General features: G+C 70.9%; 14 protein-coding genes. 6 read left to right on the top strand and 8 right to left on the bottom strand.

Annotated elements, in window-relative coordinates:
• Nucleotides 1–2: 2 nt before the first annotated feature.
• Nucleotides 3–1,193 carry a hypothetical protein gene (locus ACN20J_RS19060; RefSeq protein ID WP_419668911.1) on the bottom strand — a complete coding sequence of 397 codons (1,191 nt, stop codon included), beginning with the start codon at nt 1,191–1,193 and terminating at the stop codon, nt 3–5.
• Nucleotides 1,126–2,121 carry a phosphatase PAP2 family protein gene (locus ACN20J_RS19055; protein ID WP_189843367.1) on the bottom strand — a complete coding sequence of 332 codons (996 nt, stop codon included), beginning with the start codon at nt 2,119–2,121 and terminating at the stop codon, nt 1,126–1,128. The genes ACN20J_RS19060 and ACN20J_RS19055 overlap by 68 nt, the downstream gene beginning before the upstream one ends.
• A 209-nt stretch (nt 2,122–2,330) precedes the next feature.
• Between ACN20J_RS19055 and ACN20J_RS19050 the strand changes: the two genes are divergently transcribed.
• Entirely contained in the window at nt 2,331–2,927 is a 597-nt protein-coding gene (locus ACN20J_RS19050) for a histidine phosphatase family protein (protein ID WP_361887690.1), read from the top strand.
• Nucleotides 2,928–2,937: 10 nt separating this feature from the next.
• Here ACN20J_RS19050 and ACN20J_RS19045 read toward each other — a convergent pair whose 3' ends face one another.
• Nucleotides 2,938–4,422, bottom strand: coding sequence for a hypothetical protein (locus ACN20J_RS19045; protein ID WP_419666390.1), 1,485 nt, complete (start codon nt 4,420–4,422; stop codon nt 2,938–2,940).
• Nucleotides 4,423–4,698: 276 nt separating this feature from the next.
• On the opposite strand from ACN20J_RS19045, the gene ACN20J_RS19040 reads away from it, so the two are divergent.
• The gene (locus tag ACN20J_RS19040) at nt 4,699–5,067 is read left to right on the top strand and encodes a hypothetical protein (RefSeq protein WP_189843521.1); all 369 of its coding nucleotides are present in this window, start codon (nt 4,699–4,701) and stop codon (nt 5,065–5,067) included.
• An 80-nt stretch (nt 5,068–5,147) separates the two neighbouring features.
• On the top strand, nt 5,148–6,038 hold the full coding sequence (locus ACN20J_RS19035) for a spermidine synthase (protein ID WP_190227773.1): 891 nt from the start codon (nt 5,148–5,150) through the stop codon (nt 6,036–6,038).
• A 25-nt stretch (nt 6,039–6,063) separates the two neighbouring features.
• On the opposite strand, the gene ACN20J_RS19030 is transcribed toward ACN20J_RS19035, so the two are convergent.
• Entirely contained in the window at nt 6,064–6,624 is a 561-nt protein-coding gene (locus ACN20J_RS19030; RefSeq protein WP_190227774.1) for a hypothetical protein, read from the bottom strand.
• A gap of 110 nt (nt 6,625–6,734) precedes the next feature.
• On the opposite strand from ACN20J_RS19030, the gene ACN20J_RS19025 reads away from it, so the two are divergent.
• The 3 genes from ACN20J_RS19025 (at nt 6,735) to ACN20J_RS19015 (ending at nt 10,448) form a co-directional block, all read left to right on the top strand.
• Entirely contained in the window at nt 6,735–7,448 is a 714-nt protein-coding gene (locus ACN20J_RS19025; RefSeq protein ID WP_055616868.1) for a response regulator transcription factor, read from the top strand.
• Entirely contained in the window at nt 7,445–8,848 is a 1,404-nt protein-coding gene (locus tag ACN20J_RS19020) for a HAMP domain-containing sensor histidine kinase (protein WP_189843362.1), read from the top strand. Before ACN20J_RS19025 ends, ACN20J_RS19020 begins: the two co-directional genes overlap by 4 nt.
• 133 nt (nt 8,849–8,981) lie before the next feature.
• Complete coding sequence (locus ACN20J_RS19015; protein ID WP_419666389.1) at nt 8,982–10,448, top strand: cellulose binding domain-containing protein; 1,467 nt, start codon at nt 8,982–8,984, stop codon at nt 10,446–10,448.
• Between the two features lie 165 nt (nt 10,449–10,613).
• Here ACN20J_RS19015 and ACN20J_RS19010 read toward each other — a convergent pair whose 3' ends face one another.
• The 4 genes from ACN20J_RS19010 to ACN20J_RS18995 form a co-directional block, all read right to left on the bottom strand.
• Nucleotides 10,614–12,044, bottom strand: a complete 1,431-nt coding sequence (locus tag ACN20J_RS19010) for a GH1 family beta-glucosidase (RefSeq protein WP_419666388.1) — start codon at nt 12,042–12,044, stop codon at nt 10,614–10,616.
• A 177-nt stretch (nt 12,045–12,221) separates the two neighbouring features.
• Complete coding sequence (locus ACN20J_RS19005) at nt 12,222–13,139, bottom strand: carbohydrate ABC transporter permease (RefSeq protein WP_190227776.1); 918 nt, start codon at nt 13,137–13,139, stop codon at nt 12,222–12,224.
• Nucleotides 13,136–14,164 (bottom strand): carbohydrate ABC transporter permease, encoded by a 1,029-nt coding sequence (locus ACN20J_RS19000; RefSeq protein WP_190227777.1) that lies wholly within the window; start codon nt 14,162–14,164, stop codon nt 13,136–13,138. The genes ACN20J_RS19005 and ACN20J_RS19000 overlap by 4 nt, the downstream gene beginning before the upstream one ends.
• The gene (locus tag ACN20J_RS18995; protein WP_055616335.1) at nt 14,161–15,483 is read right to left on the bottom strand and encodes an ABC transporter substrate-binding protein; all 1,323 of its coding nucleotides are present in this window, start codon (nt 15,481–15,483) and stop codon (nt 14,161–14,163) included. Before ACN20J_RS18995 ends, ACN20J_RS19000 begins: the two co-directional genes overlap by 4 nt.
• Nucleotides 15,484–15,782: the final 299 nt, after the last annotated feature.

Below are 15,782 nucleotides of genomic sequence, written 5' to 3'. Positions count from 1 at the left end.
GCTCAGCACGCCGTGTGTCCCGGTGCCTCGGCCAGTTGCTTCTCCCCGCCGATCAGGGGTCCCGTCCGGTCGCCCAGTGCCTCGGCTCGGAGTCGGGCCGCTCTCCGCAGGGCCGCGACCGCCGGGTCGGTCGGGTCGCCGGTTTCGCCGCGGGCCGCCGACAGGACGTCGGTGATCGTCGTCAGGCCGCCCAGTTCGGCGCGGAGGGAGCGACCGAGGGAGGTCACCGCGCCCTCCGCCCGGGAGTGGTCGCGGCAGTGGAAGGCGAGCTCGCAGGCGGAGAGGCACTCGGGGGCGTAGGTCGCCGGGACCGATTCCACCGCGGCCGTCAGGTCGGCGGTGGGGAGGTCGGGGGAGAAGCAGGTGCCCTCGGGGAGCAGGTCGGCGATGTCCTCGATGCGGGTGAGGCGGTCCAGCTGGCGGCGGGTGACCGAGCGCTGCTTGCGGACGTCGACGGCGGACGCGGTGGGCAGGTTGGAGAAGTCCCTCGGGCAGACCAGCAGCACCGTGTGCCGGACCTCGGGTGTGTCATCCAGCCGGGCCGCGACCCGTTCCAGGGCCAGGACGTACACAGCGGCCTGGCGCGCCGCCGCGCCCACCTTCGCCGCGTCCGCCGAACCGTCCAGCATCGGGAAGGACTTGATCTCCACGACGGTCCAGCTCCCGTCGGGATGCACGACCACCGCGTCCGGCTCCAGGAAGGCGGGGGAGCCCGCGACGTCCAGGGCGAGCAGGGGGTGGTCGAGCAGGGTCCAGACGCCCGCCTCGGTGGCCTCGCGCAGCGCCAGGGCCGTACGCGCCGTGCGGCCCTCGGGGCCCACGGCGGACAGGTCGGGAACGGCGCCGGCCGTGGGCGGTACGGCCCCCGCGTCCAGCTTCTCGTGCACGAGCCGCAGCAGCTCCGCGCCGCCGTCGGCCTTGACGCGCGCCTCGAAGGCGTTGCCCCGCATGAACGCGAACTGCGACTGGCCGAAGGCCGAGGGCGAGCCGAGCGCGCTCGCCAGTGCCGTCTTGTTCACGCCGGCCCCGTCGAGGATCGCGCGCCGCTTGCACCCCGGGTTCGCGGCGAGGGCCGCGAGGGCGCGCGCGTCGAGCGGCTGCGGCGGGACCTCGGGGCCGCGCAGCTCAGCGAGCCGCTGCCGGAGCCCCGTCCTCCGCGCCGGGGGGACTCGCTCCCGGTTCGGCTCCCGCAGGGGCTCCCGGCTCGGCGGTACCCGGGACGGCTGGGACCTTGCGCTGTCGGGGAATTCGCTCACCCGCCGAAGTCTGGCACCCCGCACTGACAATTGAGGAACCTGCGCCGTGCGAGGCGCCTGTGGAACCCCCGGCGACCGGTGCGAAGGGCCGGATCCCCAGCCGCGCCCGGAGCGTGTCCGCGAGCCGCAGCACCGGCCGGGTCAGCAGGAAGCCGATCCCCATCACGACGAAGCCCGCGACCGCGTCGAGGAAGTAGTGGTTGGCGGTGCCCATCACCACGATCGTGGTGATCAACGGGTACAGGACCCCCGCCACCTTGGTGAGCCGCGTGCCGCCGTACATCCAGAGCATCACACCGCACCACAGCGCCCAGCCGCAGTGCAGGCTCGGCATCGCCGCGTACTGGTTCGTCATGCCGCCGAGCCCGCGCGGCGCGCTCGCCTCGCCGCCCCACCAGCCGTAGTCGCTGTACTGGGCCATCGTGTCGACGAACCCGTGGCTCGCGGACAGCAGCCGCGGCGGGCAGGTCGGCAGCAGCGTGAAGCCGATCAGACCGATGAACGTGGACGTCATCAGCCAGGTCCTGGCCGCTCTGTAGCGCACGGCGCGGGACCGGAAGAGCCAGACCAGGACGGCCGGCGTGACCATGTAGTGCAGCGACGCGTACCAGAAGTCGGCGGGTATGCCGATCCAGGGCTCGCGGGTGAAGAGACGGTTCAGCGGGTGCTCGGCGTTGAGGAAGAAGAACTTCTCGACGCGCAGGATCGCCAGACCGTGGTCGACGGCGCTGGTCACGTCCCCGCGCGCGAGGAGCCGGCCCGCCGAGTACGCCCCGTACACCAGCAGGATCAGTGGCAGCTCGGTCCACCAGCGGAGGCGGGAACGTGGTGCCGCCTCGGTGCTCGGTGCATCGGTCCGCAACATCCGATCCCTCCCCCTCCTGCTTTTTCCCGGCCGCAATGACCTGGCCCAATTTACGTTCTGCGCGCGTCGCCCGTGGCCGCGCCCCCTGGTCGTCATAGACGCAGAGATCGCCCACCGGGTTGCTCAATCCGTGAGTGAGCGATGATGGAGTGATCCACCCCTCGTTCCCCTGCGGTTCACCGCTCGATCTTCCCTGAAAGGCCCCTTCCATGGCACCGCGTTTCCTTCTGGCCCGGCACGGACAGACGGAATGGTCGTTGTCCGGCAAGCACACCGGCAGGACCGACATCCCCCTCCTGGAGGAGGGCAGGCGCGGCGCCAAACTGCTCGGGGAGCGCCTGCACAGGGCCCCGCTGAACGGCCTGCCCGGGGTGGAGATCCGTACGAGTCCGCTGGCACGCGCGCGTGAGACCTGCGAACTCGCCGGGTTCGGCGACCGGGCGACCCCCTGGGACACGCTCATGGAGTGGGACTACGGCGCGTACGAGGGCATGACCCCCGACGAGATCCGGGCCGACCGTCCCGACTGGCTGATCTGGCGGGACGGGGTGCCCCGGGGCGAGACCCTCGCCGAGGTCGCCGCGCGCGCGGACGAGATCGTCGAGTGGGCCCGCTCCGCCGACCGTGACGTACTGGTCTTCGCCCACGGACACATCCTGCGCTCCATCGGGGCCCGCTGGCTCGGCCTGGACATCGATTTCGCGTCCCGTATCCGCCTCAACCCGACCTCCCTCTCGGTCCTGGGCTGGGCCTACGGAGAGCCCGCGATCGAGACGTGGAACGACTGCGCCCACCTGGCGGCGTAGCCCCGCTCGCTCAGGCCGGTCGCGGCAGCGCCCCGTGCCGTTCCAGGAAGTCCGACACCCCCGAAGCGCGGCGGTGCGGCAGCAGGACCCGGGCCGTCCCCGCCAGCATCGTCTGCACGCGGGACGACTGGACCTCGTCCAGCAGGTCCAGGACGCGCAGTCCGGCCGCCGCCGCCTCGTCGGGGTGCCCGGCGCGGGCCAGGTCGTCGGCGAGCTCGGCCGTGTAGAGGGCGAGGTTGCGGGTGAAGTGCGGGTCCTGGAGCCGGGTTGCGCGCCGCGCCTGATGGGCCGCGCGGGACCAGTCGCCCAGCGTCGACCAGCACTGGGCCTCCAGACCGGCCAACTCGGCGTCTCCGTAGAAGCTCATCCACTCGGGATCGGCGTCACAGGGGCCGCGTCCGTACAGCGCCTGCGCGCGGGTCAGCGCCTGTTCGCAGCCCCTGCGGTCGGCGAGGCCCGCCCAGCCGCCCGCCTCGCGCAGCGAGAGGAGCGACAGCAGCCGCGCCGAGCCCAGCGGGCGCGCCGCGAACTGGGCCGCCTGGGCCGCCCGTACCGCCTCGCGCGGCCGTCCCGCGTCACGCGCGAGGAAGGACGTGTTGCAGAAGGCGTGCGCCTCCAGGGCCGGGTCCCCGGCCACCCGGGCGGTCGCGAGCGCCTCCGCGTAGTGCGAACGCGCGTCCTCGAAACGCCCCGAGTCGTGTGCCAGCCACCCTACGGAGATGGCCAGTTCACCGGCCCCCGTGTGCAGCCGCTCGGCGGTCGCCTGCCGCGCGGCGCCCGCGTCCAGCAGGGCGTACGCGGCCCGCAGCGGAGCCGACGCCCTGCGGTACAGCCCGTCGGCGCCGTGCCGGTCGTCCAGCAGCCTGATCTTGCGAACGGCCTCTTCCAGTGCCCCCGCCTCGGCCTCGCCGGGCCGGCGCACGGAACGGTCCGCCGCCACGGCAGCGCCGCTGAACGCGAGCCCTATGGGGCCCAGTGAGGCGGCCGCCACGGTGGCGGTACCGCCGCTCATGAATGCGCGACGTTGCACGTCGCTCTCCTCGTGGTTCTGGTCGTCGATCTCGTGCGGGTCATACCGGTCGTTCGGTTCGTGCGAGCCGTACGTGGTGTCATACGGCTCGTACGCCCCGTCCGTCTCATGCGGGGCGTACATCGGGCTCGTGGTGTGCGGGTCGGGCGCCTCCTCGAAGGTGCGCGCCCCTCGGCCGCGTACCGCCGAACGGGGCACGAAACCCAGGTCCGTCAGCGTCCGGCCGGGGAACATGTGCAGGAACACCCGCTCGTACGCGTAGTTGGGACACCGGATCTCTCCCGCTTCGACCCGCCCGATGTAACGCGCGTCGCAGCTGACCTGCTCGTCGATCTCCCGGGCGGCCCGTCGCACCGCCGCGGCGAACTCGCCGGGCGAGCGCTGGCCGCGCAGCCGCCGGAAGGCGAGATTCGGCCGCGCCGGCCGAGGTGACTGGGACGACGAGGTCATCGGTGACGACGCCATGGCCGGGCCCTCTCTCACGAACCGTCGAACCATGCCGGAAGCAGGGCGAGTTGATCATGTTGTCGACCCGGCCGCACCTGTGTTTCCGGCGGGCACGAACGTACCCGCTGTGACGAGTCCACCACTCGGGGTTTGGCTACAAAACGGATATCTCATCCCTGATCTGCCATGAACTGCCATCCTTTGCGGCCGAGTTTCGCCGTAGCCGTTGACGCCGTACGGCGTTGAACCATGCGGTGTGCCCGATCGAGGAGGGGTTCCGTGGTGGAGGCCAGGATGGAGAGCAGGCAGAGCGTCGATCCTTGTGATCTCGTGACCGTCCCCGCTCGGCAGGGGCTGGAGGCGGTCGACATCCTGCGGCGCGGTGCGTCGGCGGAGGCCGTCGGCCCCGTCCTGCACGACGACAGCTGCGACACGCTCGGCTTTTTGGTGCCGTCGGGGACGGCTTCCGCCTGGGACGTCCCGGGCAGTACGTGTACGCGGACGGACGGGCGGGGCCTTCGGCTGGCGCCGGAGCCGCCGGTCGAGGGGTCGGACTGGCTGTTGCCTCCGGGCGACGCCGAGCTGGCCACGGATCCCGCGGTGCTGCGCGCCGCGTTGGGGGAGGCGGCTCGTCTGATCGAGGCGGCGGACAACTGCCGTTGAGTGTCGCAGCCCCGCGCCCCTGAAGGACGGGGGCCCGCCGTCGCTGAGCCGAACCGTCCGGTGCCGTCGATAATGGGTGGATGGCGCGGGCTAAGAACAAGCGGGCGGACGACAAGCGGGGCGGTGACAGACGTGTTGCCGCTTCGGCCGTCGTCGAGAGCGTGGACGGCGGGCTTGCCGAGCTCATGCCCGACCGGGACCGGGGGCGCGCCTGGACGCTGCTCATCGACGGGGCCCCGCAGTCGCACGTCGACCTCGACGACCCCTCGTACCTGAGCTTCGAGTACCAGCGCCGGCTCGGTCACGTCATCGATCTCGTCGCCCCGCCCGGCAAGCCCGTACAGGTCGTGCACCTCGGCGGGGGCGCCTTCACCCTCGCCCGGTACGTGGCCGCCACCCGGCCCCGCTCCACCCAGCAGGTCGTCGAACGGGACGCGGCGCTCGTCCAACTGGTCCGCCGCGAACTGCCCTTGGACCCGAACGCCCGGATCCGCGTACGGTCCGTCGACGCGCGCGAAGGGCTCGCCAAGGTGCCGGACGGCTGGGCGGACCTGGTCATCGCGGACGTGTTCAGCGGGGCACGGACCCCCGCGCATCTGACATCGGGCGAGTTCCTCACCGACGTACGCCGGGTCGTCAACGCCGGTGGCATGTACGCCGCCAACCTCGCCGACGGCCCGCCCCTCGCGCATCTGCGCGGCCAGATCGCCACCGCCGCCGGGGTCTTCCCCGAACTCGCCCTCGTCGCCGACCCGACGGTCCTGCGCGGCAAACGCTTCGGCAACGCCGTCCTGATCGCCTCGGCCGTCCCCCTCCCCGTGCCCGAACTGACCCGCCGCGCCGCCTCCGACCCCCACCCGGCGAGAGTCGAACACGGCAAGGCGCTGCGGGACTTCACCGGCGGAGCGACCCCGGTCACGGACGCGGCAGCGGTCGCCTCACCGGCACCCCCGCCATCGGTGTTCCGGTAGGCATGTCCCGCCGGCAGTTCGGCGCTCAGTAGTCGTTGATCGAAACCCGCGGCGCGGAGTCGTGCCACGTACAGAACACCGAAACCCGATCAGCACCCGCCGAGAACTCCACCCGAATCCACGTCTCGGTCTTCCACACCTGCATCGACCACCCGGACGCGGGCGTCGCCGACACCAGCGACGCGTACGACTTGCCGAGGTCGAACACGACCCGGCCCCCATCGGTGTCGTAACTCTTCACCTCGCCGGAGGCACCCGCGCCGGAAGCGGCACCTCCCGCACCCGCCGACTTCGAGGGCGAAGGGGAGGTCGAAGGCGAGGACGAAGCCGGGGCGGAGGGCGAACGCCCCGCGCTCGGCTCACGGCTCTTCGACGGTCCGGTCTCCGGCCCCGACTCGGGCCGACTCGTCGAGGAGGCGAGCGGCTTCGCGCCCTGCGCGGTCGTCCCGTCCGCCGGGATGGGCAGCGCGAGCGGCGGGTCGTACGCCGTCCCCGCCATCACCGTGTGGACACCCCACCACGACAGCGTGACCGCCGCGCCCGTGGCGAGCGACCAAGCCAAGCCGTGTACGAGTCCTCTGCGCATCGCGGGCCATACTGCCCCACGCGCCCCACACATGTCCCCTGTCGGTGCTGCCCGGACGGTTATCCACAGGCCCCGGACCGGCCCACCTCGTATGGCGTAGGTTGCGGGCCATGGCAAGTGTGCTCGTGGTCGAGGACGACCAGTTCGTGCGCTCGGCCCTCATCCGGCATCTGACCGAGGCCGCGCACACCGTGCGCAGCGTCGGTACGGCACTTGAGGCGCTGCGCGAGGTCGCCCATTTCCGTTTCGACGTCGTGATCCTGGATCTCGGCCTGCCCGACCTGGACGGGTCGGAGGCGCTGAAGATGCTGCGCGGCATCACCGACGTGCCCGTGATCGTCGCGACCGCCCGGGACGACGAGACGGAGATCGTGCGGCTGCTGAACGACGGCGCGGACGACTACCTGACCAAACCGTTCTCCGTCGAGCACCTGGCGGCACGCATGGCGGCGGTGCTGCGCCGCGCCCGGTCCACGGCAGGGGAGGCCCCGCCCTCGCCGGAGATCCGTGTCGGCGGACTGTCCATCGACCCGCTGCGCCGCCAGGCCGAGCTGGACGGCGTACGACTCGACCTGACCCGGCGCGAGTTCGACCTGCTGGCCTTCCTCGCCGGGCGGCCCGGGGTCGTCGTGGCCCGCAAGGAACTGCTCGCCGAGGTGTGGCAGCAGTCGTACGGGGACGACCAGACCATCGACGTCCATCTGTCCTGGCTGCGGCGGAAGCTGGGCGAGACGGCGGCCCGCCCGCGCTATCTGCACACCCTGCGCGGAGTGGGTGTGAAGCTGGAGCCGCCGGGACCGTCGGGAGCGGAGCCGCCGCGATGAGATGGGCACTGGTCAAGGTCTGTGTGGCGGTGACGGCCATGGTCGTAGTGGCCTTCGCGGTGCCGCTGGGGCTTGTCATCAGGGAGATGGCGAGGGACCGCGCGTTCTCGAATGCCGAGCGGGAGGCCGCGGCCATCGCCCCAGCCCTCTCCATCACCACCGACCGGCGCCAGCTGGAGAAGGTCGTCGCCTCGGCGGGCTCGGACGAGGGCATGGCCGTCCACATACCCGCGAGCGACGGGGTGGAGGCGGTCGACCTCGGCCGGCAGCGCGCCGTCGGCAAGGACATCGCCACGACCCGGAAGCTGGGCCGGGCCTCCACCACCGAGGTCCCCGGCGGCTTCACGCTGCTCCAGCCCATCGCGCTGAGTACGGGCAAGATCGCCGTCGTGGAGGTGTACGTACCGCAGTCGGAGGTCACCAATGGCGTGGCCACGGCCTGGGCCGTGCTCGCCGGGGTCGGTGTCGCGCTCATCGTCGGCTCGGTCGCGGTGGCCGACCGGCTCGGCGTGCGGATGGTGAAGCCCGCTCAGCGACTGGTGGAGAGCGCGCACGAGCTGGGGGAGGGGAAGCTGGGCGCCCGGGTGCCCGAGGAGGGGCCGACCGAACTGCGGCTCGCGGCGGTCGCCTTCAACTCCATGGCCGACCAGGTCGTCCAACTGCTCGCGAACGAGCGGGAGTTGGCGGCCGACCTCTCGCACCGGCTGCGTACACCGCTGACCGTGCTGCGGCTGAACGCGGCCTCGCTGGGGGACGGGCCCGCCGCCGAGCAGACCCGGGCCGCCGTCGCGCAGCTGGAGCGCGAGGTCGACACGATCATCCGGACCGCCCGGGACGCCAAGCCGCAGACCGCGGCGATAGGCGTGGGTGCCGGGTGCGACGCGGCCGAGGTCGTCCGGGAGCGGATGGACTTCTGGTCGGCGCTCGCGGAGGACGAGGGCCGCAAGGTGCGGGTGGCCGGGGTCGACCGGCCGGTACGGATACCCGTGGCCCGCGCCGACCTGGTGGCCGCGCTGGACGCGCTGCTCGGGAACGTCTTCCGGCACACGGCCGAGGGCACCGCCTTCGCGGTCGACGTGCACAACGGCGAGGACGCCGTCATCGTGCTCGTCTCGGACGCCGGCCCGGGGATCACCGACCCCGAGGCGGCGATGGCGCGGGGCGGCGGATCGGGCAGCGACGGCTCGACCGGGCTCGGGCTCGACATCGTGCGCAGGCTCGCGGAGTCGACGGGCGGGGACGTACGGATCGGGCGCTCCGTCCTGGGCGGGACCGAGGTGCGGATCTGGATCCAGCTCGACGGCCGGGAGCCCGAGAGGCGAGGTCACCGGGGCTCGGTGCGCCGCCGCCGATCGGCCAAATTGGTCTCGACCTTTAACCGGTCCCGATCCCTTCCTTAAGCGCACCCTAAGATCCCCAACCCCCGTCCGGATCAGGCTGTTTGCCCGTTTCCGGCTCGCTAGCGTGCTGCCGCACCCCACCCCCACCCGTGACCCCCTCGGGGACTGACGGAACAGCGAAGGCAGGCACGCCATGAGCACCCACCGGCGCACGGTCAACGGCAGGAACAAGGCGATCGGAGGCGTGGTCGCCGCGGCCGTGGTCGGCGGTGGAGCCCTCGTGTTCTCCGGTACGGCGCAGGCGGCCGGGGTCGGCGCCGCCTACACCAGGACCAGCGACTGGTCGACCGGCTACACCGCGCAGTACGTCGTCACCAACGACACCGGTACGGCGAAGACGGACTGGACGCTGGAGTTCGACCTGCCGTCCGGGGCCGAGCTGAGCTCCCTGTGGAACGGCGAGTCGAGCGTGAGCGGACGGCACGTCACCGTGAGGCCGCCCGCCTGGGACAAGGACGGGCTGGCCAAGGGCGAGTCGGTGACGGTCGGCTTCGTGGTGAACGGCTCCGGCACCCCCACCGGCTGTCTCATCGACGACGCCAAGTGTTCGGTGGACGACGGGGCGACCCCGGAACCGACCGGCCGCCCGACGCAGACCACGACACCCAAGCCCACCGCGACCCCCACGGCCACTCCCACGGCCACCCCGACCCGGACCGCGAGTCCCACCGCCTCGCCCTCCGAGTCCACCGACGGCGGCACGGCGGCCACCGCCGGCTTCGCGCCCTACGTCGACACCTCCCTCTACCCCGCCTTCGACCTGGTCGCCGCCGCGACGGCCACCGGCGTGAAGGACTACAACCTCGCCTTCGTCACGGACGGCGGCGGCTGCACCCCCAAGTGGGGCGGCGTGACGGACCTCGGCACCGACGCGGTCGCCGCGCAGATCGGCGCCCTGCGCGCCAAGGGCGGCGACGTCCGCGTCTCCTTCGGCGGCGCGGCCGGCTCGGAACTGGCCCTCAACTGCTCCTCGGCGGACGCCCTCGCGGCGGCGTACGAGAAGGTGGTGGACGCGTACAAGCTCACGAAGGTCGACTTCGACGTCGAGGGCGGTGCGCTCCCCGACACCGCGGCGAACACCCGCCGGGCGAAGGCGATAGCCACGCTCCAGGCCGAACACCCGGACCTGGACATCTCGTTCACCCTGCCCGTCATGCCCGAGGGGCTCACCCAGGACGGCGTGAACCTGCTCGCCGACGCCAAGTCGAACGGCGTCGGCATCGACACGGTCAACATCATGGCGATGGACTACGGCCCGGCGTACAGCGGCGACATGGGCACCTACGCCGAACAGGCCGCCACGGCGACGCAGGCGCAGATCAAGGGAGTTCTGGGCCTGTCCGAGTCGGCGGCCTGGAAGGCGGTCGCCGTCACCCCGATGATCGGCGTCAACGACGTGGTGACGGAGATCTTCAAGGTCGACGACGCCACCCAGCTCGTGGACTTCGCCAGGTCGAAGGGGATCGGCTGGCTCTCCATGTGGTCCGCCACCCGCGACAAGCAGTGCCCCGGCGGCACCAAGCCCTCGGCCGACGCGACCTGCAGCTCGATCCTCCAGGACCCCCACGCCTTCTCGAAGGCATTCGCCGCCTACAAGTAGCCCGCCAGAAGGGTCCAAGGTCCAACCAGCCATCTCCGCACGGGGGTCGACGCCCCGGCCGGCCTTCCCCCCCCACCCGGCCGGGGTCCACGGAGGGGCGCGGCACTCCCCTCACAGTGCCGCGCCCCGTTCCCCGTCCGCCCCGTGTCCCCACTGGGAGAGGGGTTATTCGGTCGTGTTCACCGAAGGAAGCGCACCGGTCCGCGCCGCCTCGCCGTACCAGAGGGCGCTCGACTTCGGCGTACGGGCCTGGGTCGCGTAGTCCACGTACACCGCGCCGAAGCGCTTCTCGTAGCCGTACGCCCACTCGAAGTTGTCCATCAGGGACCACAGGTAGTAGCCGCGGACGTCCGCGCCGTCGGCGATCGCCCGGCGTACGGCCGACAGATGGCCGTGGAGATAGGCGATGCGCTCCGGGTCGTGGACGCGGCCGTCCGGGTCGGGCTTGTCGTCGTACGCGGCGCCGTTCTCGGTGACGTAGAGAGGGAGCCCGGGAGCCTCCGTCGTGTAGCGCATGATCAGCTCGTGCAGGCCCGTCGGGTCGATGGTCCAGCCCATCTCCGTACGCTCGCCCGGAGTCTGATGGAACATCACATCGTCCGCGCCCGGCCACGGCGAATGGTCGCTCGCCCCGTGACCGTCCGCACGCGGGCCGTCCGGGGCGGTCTCGGCGGCGCCGACCAGCGTCGGCGTGTAGTAGTTGAGGCCGAGCGCGTCCAACGGCTGGTTGATCAGGGCGAGATCGCCGTCCAGGACGTACGACCAGTCCGTGATCGACGACGTGTCGGCCAGCAGGGTCTCCGGGTACTCGCCGTGCAGCATCGGGCCGTGGAAGATGCCGTTGGCCAGGTCGTCGATGCGCCGGACCGCCACCAGGTCCGCCGGGTCCTGCGAACGCGGCCTGACCACCGAGGAGTTGAGGCTCACCGCGATGCTGTTGCGGGCCGGCATCGCGGTGCGCAGCGCCGAAGTCCCGAGCCCGTGCGCCAGGTTGAGGTGGTGCGCGGCACGCAGGGACGCCTCCGGATCCGTACGCCCAGGAGCGTGCACCCCGGATCCGTAGCCCAGGAACGCGCTGCACCAGGGCTCGTTGAGCGTGATCCACTGCTCGACGCGGTCGCCCAGCGCCTCACCGACGATCTGCGCGTACTCGGCGAACCGCAGCGCCGTGTCCCGCTCGGGCCAGCCGCCCGCGTCCTCCAGCTCCTGGGGGAGGTCCCAGTGATAGAGGGTGATCGCGGGCTTGATGTTGTGGGAGAGCAGCTCGTCGACCAGACGGCGGTAGAAGTCCAGGCCGCGCTGGACGGCGGGACCGCGGCCCGTCGGCTGCACCCGCGACCACGACACCGAGAAGCGGTACGCGGTCAGGCCCAGCTCCGCCATGAGGGCCACGTCGTCGCGGTACAGGTGGTAGTGGTCGTTGGCGATGTCGCCGTTCTCGCCGCCGGCCGTCTTGCCGGGCGTGTGGCTGAAGGTGTCCCAGATCGAGGGCGTACGGCCGTCCTCCCGCACCGCCCCCTCGATCTGGTACGCGGAGGTGGCCGCGCCCCAGAGAAAGGCGGGCGGGAAGGTCACGGGCGTTGCGGGCTCAGGCATGGAAGCGCTCCCATGGGAGGAAAGGTCGTAGGAGACCTGGGGATATGGGGTCGGAGGGGGGAGGAGCAGGGGCCGAGGCAGCGGCGGCTCGGCCCCTTCGGCCGGGCGTGGCGGTTCGCCCCGTCCGGCCCGGCACCGCAAGAGGTTGGTCCGTCGCGCGGAGGCGGGCGCGGTGGGTCAGCCCTTGATCGCGCCCTGCATGATCCCGCCCACGATCTGCTTGCCGAACAGCAGGAAGGCGATGAGCAGCGGCAGGGTGCCCAGGAGCGCGCCCGCCATGATCACCGCCTGGTCGGGGACGTAGCCGGTGCCGAGCGAGTTGAGGGCCACCTGCACGGTGGGGTTCTGCTGGTTGAGCGCGATGATCGGCCACAGGAAGTCGTTCCAGGCCATCACGAACGTCAGCAGCCCGAGCACGGCCATCGCCGGCCGCGCCGCCGGGAAGACCACGTGCCACACGACGCGCAGACTGCTCGCGCCGTCCACCCGCGCCGCCTCGATCAGCTCGCTGGGCAGCGCCTGTACCAGGTACTGCCGCATGAAGAACGTACCGAAGGCGCTCACCAGGGTGGGCAGGATGACCGTCTGCAGCTGGTTGGACCAGCCCAGCTCGCTCATCCACAAGTACAGCGGTACGACCGCCAGTTGGGGCGGGATCATCATCGTGCCGATGGTCAGCAGCAGCAGAAGGCTGGAGAACCTGAACCGCAGCTTGGCGAAGGCGAACCCGGCGAGCGTGGAGAACAGGACTGTACCGACGGTGATGGTCCCGGCGACGATCGTGCTGTTGAGCATCGCGGTGCCGAGACCCGCCTCCTCCCACGCGGACTCCAGGTTCTTGAACAGGTTCCCGCCGATCCACAGCGGCGGCGGCGTCTCGGCGAGCCGCTGGTTGGTGCGCGAGGCCGCGACCACCGTCCACAGCAGCGGCGCCAGCGACACGAGGGCGAAGACCGCAAGGACGACGTATGTGAGAGGGCCCGCGTGCAGTTGCTTGCCCGCGCCCATCAGACGGCGGCGCCCGGAGCCTTCCCGGGCGGCCTTCTCGGCCGCGTCCATCGGCGCCTGAGGTGGCGTCAATTCACTAGTGGTCATTGTGACTTCCTCAGCCGTCGGGTGATCAGCAGGTTGACCGCGGCCACGATCAGCAGGATCAGGAACATCGTCCAGGCGATCGCGGACGCCTTGCCGAGGTTGCCGATGATCCAGCCCTGGTCGTACATGTACAGGCCGAGCGTCTGGTACTGGTGCTCCGAGCCGCCCTTGGAGCCGCTGGCCCCGCCGAACAGGAGCGGTTCACCGAACAGCTGCGTCGCGCCGATCGTGGAGACGACCACCGTGAACAGGATCGTCGGCCGCAGCATCGGGATCGTCACATGGCGGAACTGCTGCCAGCGGCCCGCGCCGTCCAGGGCCGCCGACTCGTACAGGTCGGAGGGGATCGCCTGCATCGCCGCGAGGTAGATCAGGGCGTTGTAGCCGGTCCACCGCCAGATCACGATCGACGAGACGGCGAACTGCGAACCCCAGGTGGACTCACGCCAGTTGACCGGGTCGACCCCGACGAAACCCAGCAGCCAGTTGATCATGCCGCCGTCCCAGGAGTACAGCAGCACGAACACCAGGGTCGCCGCCGCCACCGAGGTGGCGTACGGGGTGAGCATCACGACCCGCCACACGGTGGAGCCACGCAACTTGTAGTTGAGCAGGTGCGCGATGCCGATCGCCATGATCAGCTGCGGCACGGTCGAGATCACACCGATGGTGAAGGTGTTCTGCAGTGCCCCCCAGAAGAAGTCCGAGGACATCAGGTTCTTGTAGTTGTCCAGGCCCACCCAGGTCTGCTGGTCCAGGTTGGACAACTGCACGTTGTGCAGCGAGTACCAGGCCGTGTACAGCAGCGGGACGAGCCCGAAGGCGCCGAAGAAGATGAAGAAGGGGGCGATGAACGCGTACGGCGACGCCTTCATGTCCCAGCGGTACAGCCGGCTGCGCCAGGAGCCGGGGCCGGGGGGCGGTGTACCGCGACCGTGAGCACGGCGCGCCGCGCCCGGCTGGGAGCCGGGCGCGGCGTCGGCGCTCGACGCGGATCGCGCGAGAGCCTGCTTGGAGCTGGTCACTGGCCGAGCACGTCCTTGATCTCCTTGTTGGCCGCGTCCCAGCCCTGGGCCGGGGTCTTGCCCTTCTGCTCGACCTGAAGGATGCCGATGTCCGTGATGGCGGTGCCGATCGGCTGGTCCTTGACGCCGAAGATCTGCGTCGGGATGGTCTTCGCCGAGTCGGAGAAGATCTGCGTGATCGGCGCGTCCGAGAAGAACGCCGTCGTGGCGGCCTGCGGCTTCAGACTCGGGTACGCCGCCGGGATCGACGGGAAGCTCGCCTGCTTGGCGAAGACCTTCGCCTGCTGCTCCGGGGCGGTCAGCCACTTCGCGAGGGCGATGGCCTCCTTCTGGTGCTTGCCCGCCGTGGGCACACCGACGAACGCGCCACCCCAGTTGGCCGCGGTGGGTGCCGCCGCGATGTCCCACTTGCCCTTGCCGGCGTCACCGGACTTCTCCTGGATGTAGCCGATCATCCAGGCGGGGCAGGCCACCGTCGCGAACTTGGCGTTGGCGAAGGCCTGGTCCCACGGCTTGTCGAACTGCTTCAGCTTCGCCGACATGTCACTGGTCGCCACCTCCATCGAGGCGTCCCAGGCCTTCTTCACTCCTGTGGACTTGTCCCAGATGACGTTGCCGTCCGCGTCGTAGTAGCGCTGGCTCTCGCCACCGAGCGCCGCGTTGTAGACCGAGGAGGCGGAGTCCACGAACTTGGTGCCCTTCGGCGCCTTCTTCATGTACTCCTTGCCGACGTCCACGTACTTGGACCAGTCGCCCTTCCACTGCTCGGCGAGCTTGGTGCGGTCCGTCTCCAGACCTGCCGCCTTGAAGAGGTCCTTGCGGTAGCAGACCGCCATCGGCCCGATGTCGGTGCCGAGCCCGATGGTCTTGCCGTCCTTGGTGGTGGCCTGCGCGGTCTTCCAGTCCAGCCACTGGGACTTGTCGACCTCCTTGCCGAGGTCGACGAACTTGTCGGCCTGCGTCTGCACCGCCTCGGCGATGTTGCCGATCTCGATCGCCTGGATGTCGTCGGTACCGGAACCGGCCTGCAGACGGGTGAGCGTCTTCGGCCAGTACACGTCGGTACGGGTCGTGACGTTCTCCTTGATGGTGATGTCCGGGTTCTTCTTCATGTACTCGTCGTAGAGGCCGGCCTGCTTGTAGCCGAAGACACCGAAGGTGCCGATGGTGAGCGTGGTCTTGCCTCCGCCGCTGCCGCCGTCCGAGTTCGACGAGCCGTCGTCCGAGTCCTCGGCGCAGCCGGCAAGCAGCCCCGTCGTCAGCGCGGCGACGGCCGCGAGGGCCATCAGCCTGCGGGACCCGCGGGTACTCGTGCGCATTGCGTCCTCCTGTTGCCTGACGTGCCGACCCCCCGGCCAACTGCATTGTTGGGCCCGTTAGTTCACGCTGCGGCTCGGGCGGGGAACGTGCGGGATGTGTATGTGTCAGGTACTGTGGGAGCGCTCCCACAGGTGATGTGTTGAAGGTTCGTCGCTCGGCGCGGGGGTGTCAAGGGAGAGGGCATAGAGATATGTCTTCAGTTATCGGGCTGTTAGCTAACGGAGGTTGGGCTCGGGAGAGTAGGTCTCCGACGGTTTCGGGACGGCCTCGGGAAGGCTCCGGATCGGCGTCGGAGTGG

It is taken from the genome of Streptomyces sp. 2-1 (assembly GCF_048564895.1).
Classification (GTDB): domain Bacteria; phylum Actinomycetota; class Actinomycetes; order Streptomycetales; family Streptomycetaceae; genus Streptomyces; species Streptomyces phaeochromogenes.
The sequence above is the reverse complement of the archived record's forward strand: the minus strand, read 5'-3'. Positions and strand labels throughout refer to the sequence as shown.